Genomic DNA, 16965 nt, shown 5'->3' on the forward strand with positions numbered 1-16965 from the left:
CTGACCCGGGGGGGCGTGGCCCCACGGGGGTGCGGCAGGGTTGACGTCATGACGCCGACTCGCCGAGCCGCGCCCGCCGCCCGCCTGAGACGACGGGCCCGACGCCGGCTCGACGGCGTGCGCGCCACCGCGGACGCGCGGTGGGGCCGGCCGCGGGAGGGCCACCGGCCCGTGTACCTCGTCGCTCCGGCCGGTCACCCCAACCACGGCGACGAGCAGCTGTTGGCGGGGTGGCTGCGCTACCTGCGGCACGCACTGCCGGGGACGCCCGTCGTGGTGGACTGCCACACGCCCGGCCAGGCGGCGGTCCTGCACCATTCCGAGCACCCGGACGTGCTCTTCACCGACACCCTGTGGCGCCTGGCCTCCGAGCACACCGGCGCCGACGAGGCGATCGGGTTCTGTCGCGCCGCGGTGGGCGACCCCGGGCTGCGTCCGGCGCTGGCCACGGGCATCGACCTGCTGCGCAGCGCGTCTGTGGTCCACCTCATCGGCGGGGGCTTCGTCAACGACCTGTGGCCGCATCACCTGGGCGTGGTCGCAGCGGCGGGGGAGGCCGGCCGGGCGGCGGGCGCGCGCGTGGTGGCCACCGGTCAGGGGTTCGTGCCGTGCGGGGACGCCGGACGGTTGGCGGGGGCGTTGCGCGACTACGACCTGGTCACCGTCCGTGACGCCGACTCGTTCGAGCTCCTCGCGGGCACGGGGGTGCCGGTCCGTCACGTGGCCGACGACGGCTGGCTCGCCCTGTCGGCGGCGGGTGGCGTCGAGGCCGGCGACCACCCCGTCTACTCGTCCGACCCGGACGCGTGCCGCGACCTGGTGCTCTGCGCCCAATCCGACCTGGTGGAACCCGAGGTCCTCGCCGCCACCGTCGCGCGGATCCTCGCCGCGTGGGCGGTGCCGGGCGAGCGGATCACCGTCGTCGAGTCGATCCCCGGTGGGGACCGGGTGGTGTGGGACAGGGTGTGTGCGCGCGCCGCGGCCGCGTCCGGTGCCGGCGGTGGCCGGGGCGGAGACGGCGACGACGACGAGGTGGGCCGCGCCCTGGCCGATCTGCGGTTGCCCCGTGCGCGTTTCGTGCCCTTCCAGGAACTGTGGGCCACGGGTCTGCCCGCCCGGCCTGGGCAGGTCTGGCTGACCACCCGTTTCCATCCGCATCTCTTCGCGGCGGCCCGCGGGGCCTCCGGGGTGGCGCTCCGGTCGGGGTCGGTCTACTACGACGTCAAGCACGGGTCGCTGCTCGCGGCCGGATCGCGGTGGAGTTCTGTGGCGGCCGACGACGGCCCGCGCACCGTCGTTCCCCGGGTGCCCGCGGCGGGCGGCGTCGATCCGGCAGCCGTCGCCGCGCTCGTGGAGGGCGCGGAGCGGTTGGCGCAGGAGATCTACGCGGGGGTCGTGGGCCGCACGCTGCGGTGATACGCAGCCGGTTCACGGAGGGCGAACTCCTACTGTTCATCGGTGGCGCCGAGGTCTACTGTTCGACCTCGTGACTGCGTATGGGCGGGTGTCACCGTCTGTGATGCGGCGGTGGGCGGGCTGGGCGACGTTGAGTCCGGTCCGGGTCGTCGCCCTGAGTTTCGCTGCGGCGATCGCGGTGGGGACCGGGTTGCTGCTGCTGCCCGCGGCGGTGGCGTCCGGGGGCGCCACCAGTGTGACCGCAGCGCTGTTCACGGCGACGTCGGCGATGTGCTTGACCGGGTTGATCGTGGTGGACACCCCTGTGCACTGGTCGGGATTCGGYCAGGCGGTCATTCTGGGCCTGATCCAGATCGGTGGCCTGGGGATCATGACCATGGCCTCGTTGGTGGGGTTGATGTTGGCGCACCGGATCGGGCTCAAGGCACGGTTGAACACCGCGGCCGAGGCCCGGGCGGCCGAACTCGGCGACGTGCGGGGCGTGGTCGTGGGCGTGGTCCGGATGAGTCTGCTGATCGAGGCGGTCACCGCGGCGGTTCTGGCGGTTCGTTTCGCGGTCGGGTACGACGAGTCGGTGCTGCGGTCGCTGTGGCTGGGCGTGTTCCATTCGATCTCGGCGTTCAACAACGCCGGGTTCGCGCTGTACAGCGACAATGTGATCGGCTTCGCCACCGATCCGTGGATCTGTGTGCCGTTGATGGTGGCCGTGATCCTGGGCGGGTTGGGCTTCCCGGTCCTGTTCGAGGTGGGGCGGCGCATCCGCCGGTCCGGGTCGGCGGCCCGGGAGCACCCGCGGTGGAGCCTGCACACCCGGCTGACCGTGCACGTCACGGTGATCCTGCTGCTGGCGGGGTTTGCGGCGGTCCTGGCGCTGGAGTGGACCCGCACGCTGCAATCGTTCGGTTTCGCCGACAAGGTCCTGGTGGCCGCGTTCCAGGGGACGATGCCCAGAACTGCCGGCTTCAACAGCGTCGACTACGCGCAGATGGACGATGCCACCCTGCTCGTGACCGACGTGTTGATGTTCATCGGAGGCGGCAGCGGAGGCACCGCGGGCGGGATCAAGGTGACGACCTTCGCGCTGCTGCTGTTCGTCATGGTCGCTGAGGTGCGGGGCGAGAAGACGGTCACGATCTTCGACCGTCGTGTGGACACCCGCGTCCAGCGCCAGGCGTTGGCCGTGGCCCTCATCGGTATCGGATTGGTGACGGTCTCGACCATCGTGCTCCTGGCGGGGACGCCGTTCGGGCTCAATGAACTGCTGTTCGAGGTCACCTCCGCGTTCGCCACGGTGGGGCTGTCCACCGGCATCACCGCGCGGCTTCCCGAGTGGGGTCAGTGGATACTGATCGGACTGATGTACCTGGGCCGGATCGGCCCGATCACCATGGTCAGTGCCCTGGCCGCTCGCCAGCGCGGACGACGGTACGACCTTCCCGCAGAAAGGCCTCTCATTGGCTAGGAAATCAGCGCCGGACGCCGTGGCAGTGCTCGGTCTGGGTCGGTTCGGCAAGTCGCTCGCCCTGGAGTTGATGTCCCAGGGCGCGGAGGTGTTGGGCGTCGACGCGAGCGATGCGGTCGTGCAGAAGATCGCCAACCGCCTCACCCACGCGGTGGTGGCCGACACCACAGACGAGGAGTCCCTACGTCAGTTGTCGGTGCACGAGTTCGATCGCGCGGTGGTGGGGATCGGCTCCGACCTCGAGGCCAGCCTGCTGACCGCCTCGGCCCTGATCAATATGGGCGTGGCCAACGTGTGGGCCAAGGCGATCAGCAACTCTCACGCCAAAATCCTCACGCAGATCGGTGTGCATCATGTCGTGCGGCCGGAACACGACATGGGCAAGCGGGTGGCCCACCTGGTCCGCGGCCGGATGATCGACTACATCGAGTTCGATGACGGATTCGCCATGGTCAAGACGACCGCCCCCGCGTTCGCGACGGGTCGCAGTCTCGGTGCGACGTCGATCCGCACGGACCACGGCGTGACCGTGGTGGCGATCAAGCGTCCCGGGGAGGGCTTCACCTACGCCGCCGCCGACACGATCCTGCACCCCGGAGACACCATCATCGTCTCCGGCAAGGTACGCGACACCGAACGCTTCGCGGAGCTGTCCTAGACCGCGACTCCCGTCCGTGAGGTGTGGGTTCTGTCGCTGACGCGAGGCCGCCGACTTTTGTGCAACTAGTTGCACAAAAGTCGGCGCGACCGTACGGTCGGGGGAGAAGTCTGCTCCGCCCCGCTCACGACAGGACTGCTCATGGCCCTTCCCTCAGTGCTCGCCGGCCCGCTCACCGTCCCGGTGGTCGCCTCGCCGATGTTCATCTACTCCGGCCCCGAGCTGGTGGCAGCGCAGTGTCAGGCGGGGGTGATCGGGTCGTTCCCGGCGCTCAACGCTCGGCCGCAGTCGGCGCTGGCCGAGTGGATCGAGCAGGTGCGGGAGAGCAACGAGGCGTTCGCCGCCGCTAACCCCGACCGGTACGTCGCCCCGTTCGCGGTCAACCAGATCGTCCATCGCTCCAATGATCGGCTCGAGCAGGACCTGGCCACCGTCGTCGAGCACGAGGTGCCGATCGTCATCACCTCCCTCGGTGCGCGCGAGGAGGTCAACGAGGCCGTCCATTCGTACGGCGGCATCGTCCTGCATGACGTGATCAACGACCGGTTCGCCCGCAAGGCCGTCGAGAAGGGCGCGGACGGGCTCGTCGCGGTCGCCGCAGGCGCCGGGGGACACGCCGGCACCCAGTCGCCGTTCGCGCTGGTCAGCGAGATCCGCGAGTGGTTCGACGGCCCGCTGCTGCTGTCCGGGGCCATCGCCCACGGTCGCTCGATCCTCGCCGCACAGGCGGCCGGTGCCGACCTCGCCTACGTGGGTTCGGCGTTCCTCGCGACCGAGGAGTCCCGCGCCACCGACGCCTACAAGCAGATGATCGTCGACAGCGGCGCCGGCGACATCGTCTACAGCAACCTCTTCACCGGTATCCACGGGAACTACCTGCGGGGCAGTATCGAGGCCGCCGGCCTGAACCCCGACGATCTGCCCGAGTCCGATCCCTCGGCCATGGACTTCGGCTCCGGGGGGACCACCGACTCCAAGGCGTGGCGCGACATCTGGGGCGCCGGTCAGGGCGTGGGCGCGGTGGACTCGGTCGGGACCGTCCGCGAGCTGGTCGAGCGGCTGCGGTCCGAGTACGACGACGCGGTGACGGCTCTCACCGCGGGTCTGCCCGCGACCCGCTGACCCGATGTCGCTGAAGTTCGCGATCCTCACCTCCCTCACCGAGCGGGAGGGCAGCGGCATCGAACTCGCCCGCCGGTTCGACAAGTCGATCGGGTACTTCTGGCCCGCGACCCACCAGCAGATCTACCGCGAGCTCGATCGGCTGGCGTCCGCGGGCCTCATCCACGAGCTGCCTCAGCAGGGACCGCCGCGGCGGGGGCAACCCAGGAGGTTCGCCGTCGCCGACACCGGCCGGGACCTGCTGGTGGAGTGGATCGGGGAGGACGACGAGCCCGAAACGATGCGCTCGAGCCTCGCGGTCCGTGTCCGCGCGGCCGCGGCCACGGGCAGGGTGGATGACCTTCGGCGGGCCCTCGGGTACCACCGCCGCCAGCGGGTGGAGAACCTACGGCGGTACCGGGAGATCGAGGAGCAGGACTTCGCGGACCGCGACCCCGTCGAGGTCCGGGGTGCGCTCCAGCACCAGGTGCTCAAGTTGGGCATCCAGGCGGAGCAGGCGTGGGTGGGCTGGTGCGACGAGACCCTCGACGTGCTGGATCGCATCAGTCGACCGTGAGCAGGATCTTGCCGTGGCTCTCGCCCGACTCCAGCAGGGCCAGTGCGTCTGCGGCCCGGTCGAGCGGGATCTCGCGGGAGACCCGGGTGGTGACGTCCCCTGCTGCGACCATCGGCCACACCTGGTCCACGACCTCCCGGCAGATGCCGGTCTTGCCGCCGGGGCCGTCCGCAGGTCGGGCCCGGAGGTTGGTCGCGAGGATGCCGGCCCTCTTGGGCAGTAACCGGCCCAGGTTGAGCTCACCCTTCACCCCGCCCTGCAGGCCGATGACGATGACGCGACCGTCCGGCGCCAGGGACGCGATGTTCTTCTCCAGGTACTTCGCGCCCATCACGTCCAGGACCAGGTCGACGCCGCGGCCGCGCTCGTCGTCGTCGGTCCAGTCCTTGACCCGTTCGACAAAGTCCTCGTCCCGGTAGTCGATCACCAGGTTCGCGCCCAGTTCGCGGCACATCTGCACCTTCTCCGGCCCGCCAGCGGTGGTGGCCACGCGGGCCCCGAGCGCGCGACACACCTGGATCGCGTGGGAGCCGATCCCGCCGGCACCGCCGTGGATCAGCACCCGCGGGGCGCCGAGGTCGGTGTCGCCCCAGCGGGCCTGCGCGGCCAGGACGCCGCGGCCGAGCCCGCCCGTCATGGCCAGGTTCGACCAGACGGTGCACGCCACCTCCGGGAGCGACGCGGCCTCGTGGAGCGAGACCCCGGCGGGGACCGGCATGACCTGCCCGGCCGGGACGGCCACCTTCTCGGCGTACCCGCCGCCGGCCAGCAGCGCGCACACCTCGTCGCCCACCGCCAGGCCCTCCACGCCCTCGCCGACCGCCGAGATGCGGCCCGAGCACTCGAGGCCGAGGATCTCGGAGGCGCCGGGCGGCGGCGGGTAGTGGCCCCTGGACTGCAGCAGGTCGGCCCGGTTCACCGCGGAGGCCGCGACATCGATGAGTACCTCGCCGGCGGCCGCGACCGGGTCGTCGACCTCGGTCAGGCGCAGGGTGTCGGGGCCGTTGTCATATGCGATTGCCTTCATGTCCTCCGACGGTAGCCGGGATGAGACCCGAGGGCGGGCGGGCTGGGTGCGTACGCCCGCGGTCCACTACGATGAACGGCGTCGTCAACGCGGGTTCCACGTGGAACCACGCGGTCGTGCGTGTCGCGGCAGGCGGCGGGGAAGTGTGGCAGAGCGGCCGAATGCACTCGCCTTGAAAGCGAGCGTGCCTAAACAGCACCGGGGGTTCAAATCCCTCCACTTCCGCCTTAGCTCAGAGAACTTCCAGTTCAGGGGCGTTTACGGAACCGGTATCTGGTCTCGTGTCACTGTCGTGTCAGAGGCCTCGATCTTCGAGCTCCCGGCGGCGGCGTTCGTTGTGCTCGATGCACCGACGCCTGTAGTTGCCGTAGTTCTCGAGAGCCCGCTCGTCGCATTCGACGCAGTTGGGGCGAGGGCCTAGCCAGAACCGCTGAGGGGTGCCAGCGGGGATGGGCGCTCCGCACCGCTGACAGGTGACGTCGTGCGTGGTCACTCGAACGGTCATCGGCAGAAGTTTACGCCGACCCGGGGCAGACGTCAGCCCCCGCCGCTCGGGCTGGTCACCGCACGGGGCCGAGATGCCGGGAATTCGTCACCGAGGGCCCGCTCAGGCGGTCGTCTCCTGCAGGTCCGCTGCCGCGACGTAGCGGATGATCTCGAGCACCCGCGGGTACGAGCGGGACTTCCCCGACACGATCGAGACGTGGTCCTCACCCTCGAGCAGGACCAGTTTGGCGCGTCCTCCCCGGCGGGTGACCTCGTCGACGTAGCGCCGGGAGTTCTCCGCCGAGACGGTCGCATCCCGGTTGCCGTGGATCGCGACGACCGGTGTGCCGGTGTCGATGTTCTGGATGGGGTCCACCGACGCGTACCGCCACGGGAACTCGGAGGGCGTCCCGCCGATCGCCGTGACGATCCTGTCGTCCCCGTGGTTCGCGGCATAGACCATGTCCAGTGGTCCGGCGATCGAGATCACGCGCGTGGGCCGGAATGCGGGCTCGGCGCCCACCTCGTCGTCCTCGAGCAGGTGGCGGGTGCCGCCCCACACGGCGAGTTGCGCGCCCGCGCTGTGGCCCACCACGACCTCGTCGTCGGTCGTGATCTGGGGGAAGCGCCGGTCCACCTCGACCACGTGGTCGAGTGCGTCCGCGATGTCCCGGAAGGTGCCGGGCCAGCCGCCGCCGGAACCGACCCGGCGGTACTCCACGTTGTAGACCGCCATCCCTCGGCTCGCCAGTTCGCGCGCCAGGGGGTCGAAGATGTCCGCACCCAGCTGGTTCTGCCACGCCCCTCCGTGGATGAGGACCGCGAGCGGGATGGTGTCGACCTCCTGGGCCCCGGACGGCAGGTACAGGTCCGCCCAGTTCTGTTCGGGATCGGCGTCGGAATCCCGGGTCGGGTACTCGAAGCGCTGGACCGTGACCTCGTCCAGTCGGACGGTTCCCGCATAGGTCGGGTCCACCTGCGGAATGGCGGTCGTCGTCATGCAGCCGACCAGGGTGAGTGCGCCGCCCACCAGGGCCGCGCCACGCATGAGGAGGTGCCCCGGTCCCACGACGGGTCTTCGCGACGACATGGCCACCACTTCCTCAGGAGTCAATAAGGCGGAGTACCTTTTTTCTCCTTGGGTGGGCACGGTGCACAGGGGCGGGGGCGTCCGGAATCGCGGAGAGTGAAGCTGATCTTACTCTTTGATAGGCCCGCGGCGCTGAGAGGTGCCCCCCCCGTGTCGGCCCCCGGCGTGCCGTGCCGAGCCCGGCCTGCGGCGACCCGGTGCGGCTGTCGGGCCTCGTCAGCTGACGACGCTGATCCGGCCGGTCTCGGGGGCGCTCAGCGGGCCCTCCTCGCCCACATAGCGACGCAGTGCGTCGAGATCGGTCACCCCGGCCTCGCGGCGGTCCCCGCGTTCGGCCAGGACCGAGCCGTGCCACTCGGGGGAGGAGAGGAACTCGTTCACCACGACGGTGTACTCGCGCCGGGGGTCGACGGGCTCGTCGTCGATAATTATCTCCGACACCCTCGCTCCGGGCGGGCGGCGGAGGTCGACGGTGTAGCGCACGTTCGACGAGACCGCCGGGCCGTTGCGGCCGATGTCGTCGGCGAAGTGGTCGAAGGCCGCGCGGAGTTCCTCCCCGGTCACGGTGACCAGGTAGAGGCGATCCCCGTAGGGCTGCACGGTGTGCAGGTCGGCGTAGTCGAGGGGACCGGCGGGGAGGTCGGTGCGCAGGGAGTCCGGGTTGGACAGGGCGAGCTCGGCGCCCCGCCCCCGGGCGGCGTGGAGCTGGCCGTCGGCGATGAGGTCTGCCAGTGGTGACTCGCCGTTCGCGTCCATGTCCCGCTCGATGGTCTCGTCGGCGGTGCCGATGACCTCGCGGGCCTGCGGCGCCGCGGCGGCCCGGGCCTGGCGTACGAGCTCCTCGGTCCCGGCATCGGGTTCGATGTCGAGGTTGACCGTCTGGTTGAACACCGACGTCTGGGGCCGGATCACGTCGCCCGTGGCGGGGTCGACCGCCAGGTCGACGACGGTGACGGACCGGCCGTGGGACGCGGGGGCAACGACGACGCGCTCGTCGTTGTCCGAGTCGAAGACACGGCAGGTGGCCGGGCCGCCGGAAGCTCCCACGATGAGGGCGTCCACGGCGGGATTGAGCTGCTTGACCAGGTCCATCTCGGTGAGCTCGTCGGGGCACGCCGCCGGGTCGAGGTTGGCGTGGACGGTGTCGGATTGGACCATGGCGACGATCGCCTCCACGCCCAGGAACCGGAGTGACTCCACGGTCTCGTCGATCGCGCGGACGGGGTCGGTCAACCGCGTGGTCGTCTCCGGGACGGACGTCGACGGGGCGGTCACCGCCACGACCCCCACCAGGACGTCACCGACGCGGTGGATGGCGAAGGGGAAGGTGGGGGCCGAATCGGGCGACGGGATGACGTTGGACGCGAGGAACGGGAACGCCGCCCCACGGAACGGCGGGAGCGGGGGGTCGACGCGGCAGTCCCGCTCGGTCACGCACCCCGGCGTCACCAGGGATCGGACGTGGTCGGCGCCCTTCTCGAGTTCGCGTCGTCCCACGCCGGCCCCGTCCACACCGAGCCGGTTGAAGTACTCGATGGTCGCTCGGTCACCCAGCAACGCGGCCTCGGGGGCGGTCCCGCCGATCGAGTCGCCGGTGGCGAACAGCAGTGAATCCTCGGCCTGGTCGCGCAACTTTCCGACCGTGGCCGCGAGGTGTGGCCCGCCACCGGCGGGGCGGACGTTGCCCGAGCCGTCACGGAGCTCGCCCTGGAACCCCACGGGCCGGGACAGCGCACCGGAGAACTCCCCGATCCCCAGGATGCGGACCGACCGGGTCTCCGCCGCCGGGCTCCAGGGACTGCTGATCTGCGCGTCGGCACGCGGAGGGGAAGCGAGGGTTGCGACGAGGACCACGGCCGCGAACAGTGCGAAAGCGACCGGCCCGACGCGGCCCGTTATGGACGTGTGGATAGCTGCGGAGTTCACCTCGTGCCATGAACTCTTCTGCTGCACATCGTCTCCTAGGGGGGGTGGGGGCTCGCACGTTCCGCGATCCGGGGGTCGCGAGATCGTGACCTGCTCTCCCAAACCCGGCCCATGCTGCCCTCGCGATGTCACGGGACCCCGCCGGAAGCATTACGTTCTGGTCACGAAATGCCGGGCAGCAGTGAGGAATCGGTCGTTTTCCTCGGGATCCCCGATGGACACCCGCACTCCGTCGCCGGCGAAACACCGGGTGACGACCAGGTGCTCGCGGCAGTGGGCGTCGAAATCAGCCGCGGCGTCCCCGAGGGGTAGCCAGACGAAGTTCGCCTGGGTGTCCGGGACCGCGTGCCCCATGTCGAGCAGGGAAGCCCGTACGCGGGAGCGCTCGGCGACGACCGCGTCGGTGCGGGCCCGCAGTTCGTCCCCGGCCTCGAGGCAGGCGATTCCGGCGGCCTGCGCCAGGGAGCTCACCGAGAACGGGACGACCATCTTCGCCACCGGTACCACCAGTTCGGCGGGTCCGACGAGGTAGCCGACACGGAGGCCGGCCAGACCGTAGGCCTTGGAGAAGGTGCGCAGCGAGACCACGTTGGGCCGCGACATCGCCTCGGCGACGCCGTCCACCGGGTCCTCGGATCGCATGTACTCGTAGTAGGCCTCGTCCAGCGCCACGGTGACCCGTTCGGGGACGCGGTCGAGAAAAGCGAGGAGTTCGGCGCGGGTCACCGCCGGGCCGGTCGGGTTGTTGGGCGTGCAGACGAAGATCAGCCGGGTCCGGTCGGTGACGGTGGCGACGATCGCGTCGAGGTCCAGCGACCCGTCGTCCCGGTTGGGGACCGCGATCGGGACCGCGTGGGCGATGCGGGCGATGATCGGGTACGCCTCGAAGGAGCGCCAGCCGAAGACCACCTCGTCGCCCGGTGCACACACCGCCTGGACCAGTTGCTGGCACAGGGCGACCGAGCCGCAGCCGGCGGTGACGTTCCCGGTGGGCACGTCGAGGAAGTCCGCGAGCCGGTCGACGAGCGCGCCGGCGGTGATGTCCGGGTAGCGATTGGCGCCCGCCGCGGCCTCGGCGATGGCCGCCGCCACGCTCGGCAGCGGGCCCGCGGTGGTCTCGTTGGACGCGAGTTTGACCGCGCCCGGCACGGAGGCGCCCGGAATGTAGGCGGGGATGGCGTCGAGGTCGCTGCGCACGTCGGGGGACATGACTACAGGGTAGGACCACCCCCTGCGGGCCCGGTGTCCGGCCGTTTTGCGCACCGGCCCGGCCTGTGTGTACTGTAATTCCTCGTTGGCTCAGCAGAGCCTCCAGGAGGCGTGCCAGAGCGGCCGAATGGGACTCACTGCTAATGAGTTGTCCTCCTCAAAGGGGACCGGAGGTTCAAATCCTCTCGCCTCCGCCATGCCGGGGATCCGGGTGACCGGATAGCTGGCACGACAGAAGAATATTGCGCCCGTAGCTCAATGGATAGAGCACTTGACTACGGATCAAGAGGTTAGGGGTTCGAGTCCCTTCGGGCGCACAGAAGGAACGCCCCCGTCCACGCGGACGGGGGCGTTCGCCATTTCCGGCCTGCGGTGTTCACGCGGCGTTCGCGGCCCCCCGCCGGTATGCGCGCAGGGTCTCGATCTGATCCCAGACCACGATCACCCAGATCGTGGCGATGATGCTCCAGCGGATCGCGGTGGTCGCCGTGCCGCCGTCGTCCGGGACGAGATCGGGGTGGATCACCGAGTCGTGGCTCAGCACCAGGACCGTGAGGAAGACGCCGAAGACAACGTCGACCACCACGTCGATGCCGAGCCGCGCCGGTGACCTGCCCGGCCTCACCAGGCGCCACACCTGGACGAGCGCCAGCGCTCCGATCAGCAGCACGTACCCCGTGAACCACCTGGTGGGGATGGCGGGGTTCACGAGCGGTTCGCCGCCGTTGAGATGGCCGATGTACAGGAACGTCGACGGGACGAACGGCACCGCGACCAGGATGGCCAGCATCACCAGCGACACGACCGCGTCGACGCGGGTGTCCGCCCCGCCACGGGGCCCGTCGAGGTGCGCCGGGTCCCAGGTGGGGGTCAGGGTCAACGGACTGCGTTCGCCCTCCGGGGTCGTCCGCTCGATGATCACCACCACGAGCGTCCAGGCCGCGAAGGCCCACAGCAGGGCGGCGGCGACGGAGCTGACGAGTTGGCCGATGAGGTCGCCGAGCTCCGGCTCCGCGGTGGTCGAGACGTAGAGGATGCTGCCGGCCAGGGCGGCGATGACACCCACGACGGGCAGGAGCCACCGCAGTACCCGAGCCCAGACCGGGTAGACCTCCGGCCCCACGAGGTACTGGCGGGCGCCGGCATAGCGGCGAGCGAGTTCGGCCGGGTCGCCCAGTCGCACCAGGACGGCGCGCTCGGCGGAATCGCGGTCGGCGGTCCCGGCCGGCTCGGTCCCGCTGGCGTCGTTCACGGCGTCGGGTTCGGCGGCGACCATGTCGGCGATGGTCGCGGCGATCTCCGAGGAGATGTCGCCACGCTGGTCTTCGGGGAGGTGGCGGACCACCTCGGAGATGTAGCGATCGGTCAGTGTGGACATCACGCGTCCGCCTTCCGCAGATCGGTGTAGCCGGCACCCAATGCCAGCCACTCGGCGTGCAGGCGCTCGGCGGTCTCGGTGCCGAGCGCGGTGGTCTCGTAGTACTTGCGGGGCCTGGGCTCCTCGGTCCGCCACGTCGAGGTGAGCAAGCCCTGTCCCTCGAGGCGGCGCAGCAACGGGTAGAGGGTGTTGGCCTCGGTGGCGATTCCCGCCTCGGCCAGCGTGGTGAGCAGGGCGTACCCGTACCTGGGCGTCCGGCAGGCCAGCAAACTCGCCAGGACGACCGACCCGCGCCGGAGCTCCTGCAGGTGGGTGCCCAGTGCCGCGTCCGCGTCGTCGCCCATGCGGCACACGTTAGTGTGTGGCACACACTATGTAAATGGCGCACAGCCTCGGCGCGGGCCCTCTCGCTCCACCCGCTGCACCGCGACACTCCGCCATCGACCGGCCCTGACCGGCCCTGACCTGCGGTGCCCTGAAGACGGTGTGCAGGGCACCGCAGGTCGGGAGGCCGCGGCCCGGCGCACTGCCGGGTTGCGGGACTGCGTGGGGTCTCGCGGTCGACGCGTCAGGAAGCCGGCGAGGCTTTGGTTTTCTTGACCCGCACCCGCTGGTAGGGGGCAGCGACGGACTCGCCGATCGCCTGCGCGATGAGGTCCTCGGCGGTCCGGTTCTTCCGCGCGAGTGTGGCGACGAGCTTGGTGAACCGGGCCCCGCGGGCGAACTCCTTGGCGCTGCGGTCCTCCACGGCGAAGAACAGCTTGGCCTTGTCGGGGAGTAGCGACAGCACGCCGTTGAGGATCTGGCGGGTGACCCACCTGGCCACCGGGCCCTTCGCGTCCGGGTGTCGGAGCGAGTGGCCGGCCATCGCGGCGAAGATGGTCAACGCCTTGGTGTCGAGGCCCTCGGTGACGTACTGGTCGACCGCTGCGAAGGTCTCGAGGTGCGGGCCGGGGACGTGCAGTTTGTCCGCGCCGATGTGCGACTCCATCACCAGGCGGTCCGCGTCCGCGGCGCTCAGGCCGGGGCCGAACTCCTGGTAGCCCCGAACGGCCGACCAGATGTACGTCCACCACGTCCACCGCATCCATTCCGGCTGCTTGGCCTCCTCCGCCTCTCCGGTCTCCGGGTTGGTCCAGGTCGCCATCTCGTGGAGGTGGTCGACGCGCTTGGTCGCCGCGTCCGCGTGGGCGGTGTCGGCGAAGACCGAGTCCCGCAGGTAGGCGGCCGTGCGGTCGAACCGGGCGGCCATCTCGTCGGCGCCCTCGCTGGTCAGCGAGACCCGATCGAAGTGGGTCATCATGCCCGGTTCGAGCATCTGGAGGAAGAGCGCGTTCTTGGCGCCGAGCCCCGAGGCCGGGTCCGAGAACACCCGCCAGGAGATGCTGTCGGGGCCGTAGTGGCCGTCGTCGGAGCGAGGGGCGTCGGAGAGCCGCAAGGGCACGCGGGTGTCGGTCATGGAGTCACCTTCGGGTTCGGTGGATCGGGGGGGAATGGTCGGTGAGAGCCCGACCGACACCGTCGATAATAAGTCCTTCATACTTCGTGCCGGCGCAGACGGTGAGGAAGGTCCGCGACCGCGCGCCGCGAAACGGCTGTCTCGAGGGGGCCTCGCCCGACGAACACCGCCCAGAGGGCGCACCCGGCCGTCACCCCGAGAGTCATCGGCCAGAACGGGTCCAGGGCGCGGAAGTCGCCCATCGGGTCGAACTGTCGGCCCTCGGCGCGCGCGATGGCGATCCACGCCGCCCAGACGAGGAGATGTGCGGTGTACGCGGTCAGGGGCATCGCGCCCAGCACCCGTACCGGCCGGAACAGCCACCGCAGCCGCGTCCCGCCGATAAGGATGCACACCCCGATGACCGCGAGTGCGAATCCCATGGACCCGACCGCCTCCCCCACGCCCGACGAGTGGGGCCCGTCCCGGAGCCGCGACAGAAACCACAGTCCGACCTCTGACCGCGCGCCGTCGTCGCTCGAGGAGGCGGTGGCGGCCCCACGAACACCCGGCTCGAGGCCGGGACGGTGATCGTCGACGCGGAGGGGTGAGCGCGGAGGAGTGAGCGCGGAGGGGTGAACGGCCACGGGCCGGGGGTGGGACGCGAGAGTACGACGACGACGAGGTCGGCCGCTTCGTAGGCTGTGCCGATGGCTCAGCCCGCGCGAGAGGCGCTCCGCCGCAACGCCGGCCATCTGGCGTCGGTGGCCCTGGTGCTCATGTGGAGCTCGGGCTATGTCGGCGCGGAACTCGGGATCCGGGCCGACGGGACCCCGCTGCAGCTGCTGGGCTGGCGGTTCTCGATCCTCGGCGTGCTGTTGGTGACCGTCTGCCTCGTGCTGGGGGTGCGGTTGAACGATCGCGCGGCGTGGACGCGGCAGGCGGTGTTGGGCCTGTTCAGTCAGGCGTTCTTCCTGTTCATGATCTTCGAGGGGGTCTCCCGGGGCGTCGACGGCGGCACCGCGGCGCTCATCGCCGCGCTCCAGCCACTGCTGGTGGCGACGGTGGCGGGCAGGGTCCTCGGCGAGCGCACGACGGCCGGCATGTGGGTCGGCATGGTGCTGGGGATGGCGGGCGTCGTGGTGGTGGTCTCCGGCGGTCTCGACGCGGGCGCCGCCCCGTGGTGGGCGTACCTGTTCCCGGCGGCGGGCATGCTCAGTCTGGCCACGGGCACGGTTCTCACGCAGCGGCTGCGGCCCTCCGAGACGCTGCTGCAGTCGATCACCATGCAGTCCGTCGTCGCGGGGGTCACCCTGATGTCCGCGGCTCTGGTGACCGGCCAGGCGGCGCCCGTGGCCGAACCCGACTTCTGGGCGGCGGTGGCCTGGCTGGTGTTCCTGTCCACCCTGTGTGGGTACGTCCTCTTCGTCTTTGTCACCCGCACCCGTGGCGCCACCGTCGCGAGCGTGCTGCTCTACCTCACCCCGCCCACGACCATGGTCTGGGTGTGGCTCATGTTCGGTGTCCCGATCACCCTCCCGGCCGTGGTCGGCATGGCGATCAGTGCGGTCGGCGTGACCCTGGTGCTGCGGTCGCGGGCGGCGCGGGACGCCTCAGCGCGCGCGCCGGAAGAGCGCGGCCGGGCGACCGCGTAGGGCCGTGGACAGCGCCACCTCGCCGTCGTCGTCCAGGACGGGTTCCAGGTGCGGTCGCATCCGGCGCGCGAAGTTGTCCTTGTGCAGTTCCTCGCCGATCACGGCCTCGTGCACGCGACGTAGTTGGAGCAGCGTGAACGGTTCGGCCAGGAAGCCGTCGGGGTCGGGGCCCACGTCGACGTAGCGCAGGCGGATCTCGTAGAGCTCGCGGACGTCGCGGATCGCGGCGTCGACGATCGCGTCGTGGTCGAACAGTAGCGACTCGATGCCGTCGAGTCGGCCGTCCGCGGTGACGCGGGTGAGTTCGCCGTTCGCTCCGGCCAGCGCGGACTCGGGCAGGGGGAGCGCGTGGGCGGCGGAGACGGCCCACGTCCGCTCGTCCCGCCCCGGGTCGTCGAAGAGCCGCAGCAGGCGCGGACGGATGGTCCCGTGTGGCGCGATCCGGACCTTCTCGCGGAGTACGTGGTCCGCGGTCTCGGCGACGGTCGTCCGCTCGCGCAGGAACGCGCCCGGGAGCGCGCGACCGTCCGGATTCCGGCGTGATTGCGTGAATACCCGCAGCTCGGGGTCGGTGCCGCCGGCCCCTGTCACGGTGAGGATCGCCAGGTCCACGGCCACGGCGGGCCGGGGGAACTTATCGAGATCGGACATGGCCTTCACTTTAGCGCGATTGGCGTGCTAATGTTTAGCGCGCCTGGAGTGCTAAAGGAGTGGAGGGGTCATGGGAAGTCGACGAGACGACGGCATGGACGGGGTCGGCGGCGAGGCCACCGAGTGCGCATGGGGCGTGTTCCTGGACACGCTGATCCTGCGGATCGGCGCTGTCGGGGACGGTGACGCGCTGGCGCTGGTGGCCCCGCCCGGGCCGGAGGGGTGGAGCCAGCAGCTCGTCGTCCGGTCGGACCGCGGTCGGGGATTCATGTGGGTCACCCGCGGGATCGCCGGCAGCACGGCGGCCGAGGAGGTAGTGGCCAGCGCCGGCGCCGACGGGGCGTTCGCACTGGCGGACGCGATCGTCCGCGTGGCGCGCGAGGACCTGCGGTTGCCGCACCCCCAGCTGTTCACGGCCCGCGCGAGCGGACACGGAGCAGCCGAGTTGGCGGAGTCCCTGGGGCTCGCGGACGCGGACGCGCCGGGTGGGCCGGACGGCCGTACGGACGGTGGGGTCCGCGGCGGTCCGGACGCGCTGCGTCCGGTGGTGGTGGAGGCCGTGGGGAGGATGTTCGGGCAGGAGCCGGGCGTCGACGACGACGGCGACGTGTATTTCACCGTCGCCGGCACCACGGTATTCGTCATCTTCAGCCCCGACGGCGGGCTGGTCCAGGCCTGGGCGCTCGTGGTCCGCGGGGTGTACAGCCGTCGCACCACCGCGGTCGAGGTGGATCTGCTCGGGCAGCAAGGGGATGTGGAGCACCTGGTACCTCAGCGGGCGCGACGTGTTCCAGCGGATCACCCTCCCCGCGCGCCCGCTCTCGGCGGACAACATCGAGGGCATGCTCCGCGCGTTCGCGAAGGACCTCGAACAGAACCGGGATGAGCTGG

General features: G+C 70.7%; 16 protein-coding genes and 3 tRNA genes. 10 read left to right on the forward strand and 9 right to left on the reverse strand.

Going from position 1 to position 16965, the window contains the following annotated elements:
• The first annotated feature begins 48 nt into the window (after positions 1-48).
• The 5 genes from G6R20_RS01075 to G6R20_RS01095 all read left to right on the forward strand — a co-directional run bounded on the left by G6R20_RS01075 (position 49) and on the right by G6R20_RS01095 (position 5214).
• Positions 49-1416 carry a polysaccharide pyruvyl transferase family protein gene (locus G6R20_RS01075; protein ID WP_163375326.1) on the forward strand — a complete coding sequence of 456 codons (1368 nt, stop codon included), beginning with the start codon at positions 49-51 and terminating at the stop codon, positions 1414-1416.
• A gap of 103 nt (positions 1417-1519) precedes the next feature.
• Entirely contained in the window at positions 1520-2878 is a 1359-nt protein-coding gene (locus G6R20_RS01080; RefSeq protein WP_069389251.1) for a potassium transporter TrkG, read from the forward strand.
• Positions 2879-2897: 19 nt separating this feature from the next.
• Complete coding sequence (locus G6R20_RS01085; RefSeq protein WP_061229485.1) at positions 2898-3536, forward strand: TrkA family potassium uptake protein; 639 nt, start codon at positions 2898-2900, stop codon at positions 3534-3536.
• Positions 3537-3677: 141 nt separating this feature from the next.
• Positions 3678-4658 carry a nitronate monooxygenase family protein gene (locus G6R20_RS01090; RefSeq protein ID WP_069389250.1) on the forward strand — a complete coding sequence of 327 codons (981 nt, stop codon included), beginning with the start codon at positions 3678-3680 and terminating at the stop codon, positions 4656-4658.
• 4 nt (positions 4659-4662) lie between these two features.
• Positions 4663-5214 carry a PadR family transcriptional regulator gene (locus G6R20_RS01095; protein WP_069389249.1) on the forward strand — a complete coding sequence of 184 codons (552 nt, stop codon included), beginning with the start codon at positions 4663-4665 and terminating at the stop codon, positions 5212-5214.
• Here G6R20_RS01095 and G6R20_RS01100 read toward each other — a convergent pair.
• Positions 5201-6241, reverse strand: coding sequence for an NAD(P)H-quinone oxidoreductase (locus G6R20_RS01100; RefSeq protein ID WP_096906231.1), 1041 nt, complete (start codon positions 6239-6241; stop codon positions 5201-5203). The genes G6R20_RS01095 and G6R20_RS01100 overlap by 14 nt on opposite strands.
• 139 nt (positions 6242-6380) lie before the next feature.
• Between G6R20_RS01100 and G6R20_RS01105 the strand changes: the two genes are divergently transcribed.
• Positions 6381-6466, forward strand: a tRNA-Ser gene (locus tag G6R20_RS01105).
• A 382-nt stretch (positions 6467-6848) separates the two neighbouring features.
• Here G6R20_RS01105 and G6R20_RS01110 read toward each other — a convergent pair.
• From G6R20_RS01110 to G6R20_RS01120, 3 genes are all read right to left on the reverse strand, one after another.
• A complete protein-coding gene (locus G6R20_RS01110; protein WP_069390447.1) occupies positions 6849-7727 on the reverse strand; it encodes an alpha/beta fold hydrolase in 879 nt (292 codons plus the stop codon).
• Positions 7728-8033: 306 nt separating this feature from the next.
• A complete protein-coding gene (locus tag G6R20_RS01115) occupies positions 8034-9770 on the reverse strand; it encodes a 5'-nucleotidase C-terminal domain-containing protein (protein WP_083249862.1) in 1737 nt (578 codons plus the stop codon).
• A gap of 123 nt (positions 9771-9893) precedes the next feature.
• Positions 9894-10952, reverse strand: coding sequence for a pyridoxal phosphate-dependent aminotransferase (locus G6R20_RS01120; protein WP_096906230.1), 1059 nt, complete (start codon positions 10950-10952; stop codon positions 9894-9896).
• Positions 10953-11057: 105 nt separating this feature from the next.
• On the opposite strand from G6R20_RS01120, the gene G6R20_RS01125 reads away from it, so the two are divergent.
• Both G6R20_RS01125 and G6R20_RS01130 read left to right on the forward strand, forming a co-directional pair.
• Positions 11058-11149 (forward strand) — tRNA-Ser (locus G6R20_RS01125).
• 47 nt (positions 11150-11196) lie between these two features.
• A tRNA-Arg gene (locus G6R20_RS01130) sits at positions 11197-11269 on the forward strand.
• Between the two features lie 59 nt (positions 11270-11328).
• Here G6R20_RS01130 and G6R20_RS01135 read toward each other — a convergent pair.
• The 4 genes from G6R20_RS01135 to G6R20_RS01150 all read right to left on the reverse strand — a co-directional run bounded on the left by G6R20_RS01135 (position 11329) and on the right by G6R20_RS01150 (position 14211).
• Positions 11329-12330 carry a hypothetical protein gene (locus G6R20_RS01135; RefSeq protein WP_069390444.1) on the reverse strand — a complete coding sequence of 334 codons (1002 nt, stop codon included), beginning with the start codon at positions 12328-12330 and terminating at the stop codon, positions 11329-11331.
• A complete protein-coding gene (locus G6R20_RS01140) occupies positions 12330-12674 on the reverse strand; it encodes a helix-turn-helix transcriptional regulator (protein WP_069390443.1) in 345 nt (114 codons plus the stop codon). The genes G6R20_RS01135 and G6R20_RS01140 overlap by 1 nt, the downstream gene beginning before the upstream one ends.
• A gap of 224 nt (positions 12675-12898) precedes the next feature.
• Entirely contained in the window at positions 12899-13789 is an 891-nt protein-coding gene (locus G6R20_RS01145; protein ID WP_163375328.1) for an oxygenase MpaB family protein, read from the reverse strand.
• Between the two features lie 77 nt (positions 13790-13866).
• Positions 13867-14211: a hypothetical protein gene (locus G6R20_RS01150; protein ID WP_146776241.1), complete on the reverse strand. Its 345-nt coding sequence runs from the start codon at positions 14209-14211 to the stop codon at positions 13867-13869.
• Between the two features lie 267 nt (positions 14212-14478).
• Here G6R20_RS01150 and G6R20_RS01155 point away from each other — a divergent pair, with 267 nt between their 5' ends.
• Positions 14479-15423, forward strand: a complete 945-nt coding sequence (locus tag G6R20_RS01155) for a DMT family transporter (RefSeq protein WP_067714715.1) — start codon at positions 14479-14481, stop codon at positions 15421-15423.
• On the opposite strand, the gene G6R20_RS01160 is transcribed toward G6R20_RS01155, so the two are convergent.
• Positions 15382-16074: an NUDIX hydrolase gene (locus G6R20_RS01160; RefSeq protein ID WP_069390440.1), complete on the reverse strand. Its 693-nt coding sequence runs from the start codon at positions 16072-16074 to the stop codon at positions 15382-15384. The two genes, G6R20_RS01155 and G6R20_RS01160, sit on opposite strands and share 42 nt — an antisense overlap.
• Positions 16075-16144: 70 nt before the next feature.
• Here G6R20_RS01160 and G6R20_RS01165 point away from each other — a divergent pair, with 70 nt between their 5' ends.
• Complete coding sequence (locus G6R20_RS01165) at positions 16145-16960, forward strand: hypothetical protein (RefSeq protein WP_163375330.1); 816 nt, start codon at positions 16145-16147, stop codon at positions 16958-16960.
• The last annotated feature ends 5 nt before the right edge of the window (positions 16961-16965 follow it).

It is taken from the genome of Dietzia sp. Alg238-R159 (genome assembly GCF_900537145.1).
Lineage (GTDB): Bacteria > Actinomycetota > Actinomycetes > Mycobacteriales > Mycobacteriaceae > Dietzia > Dietzia kunjamensis.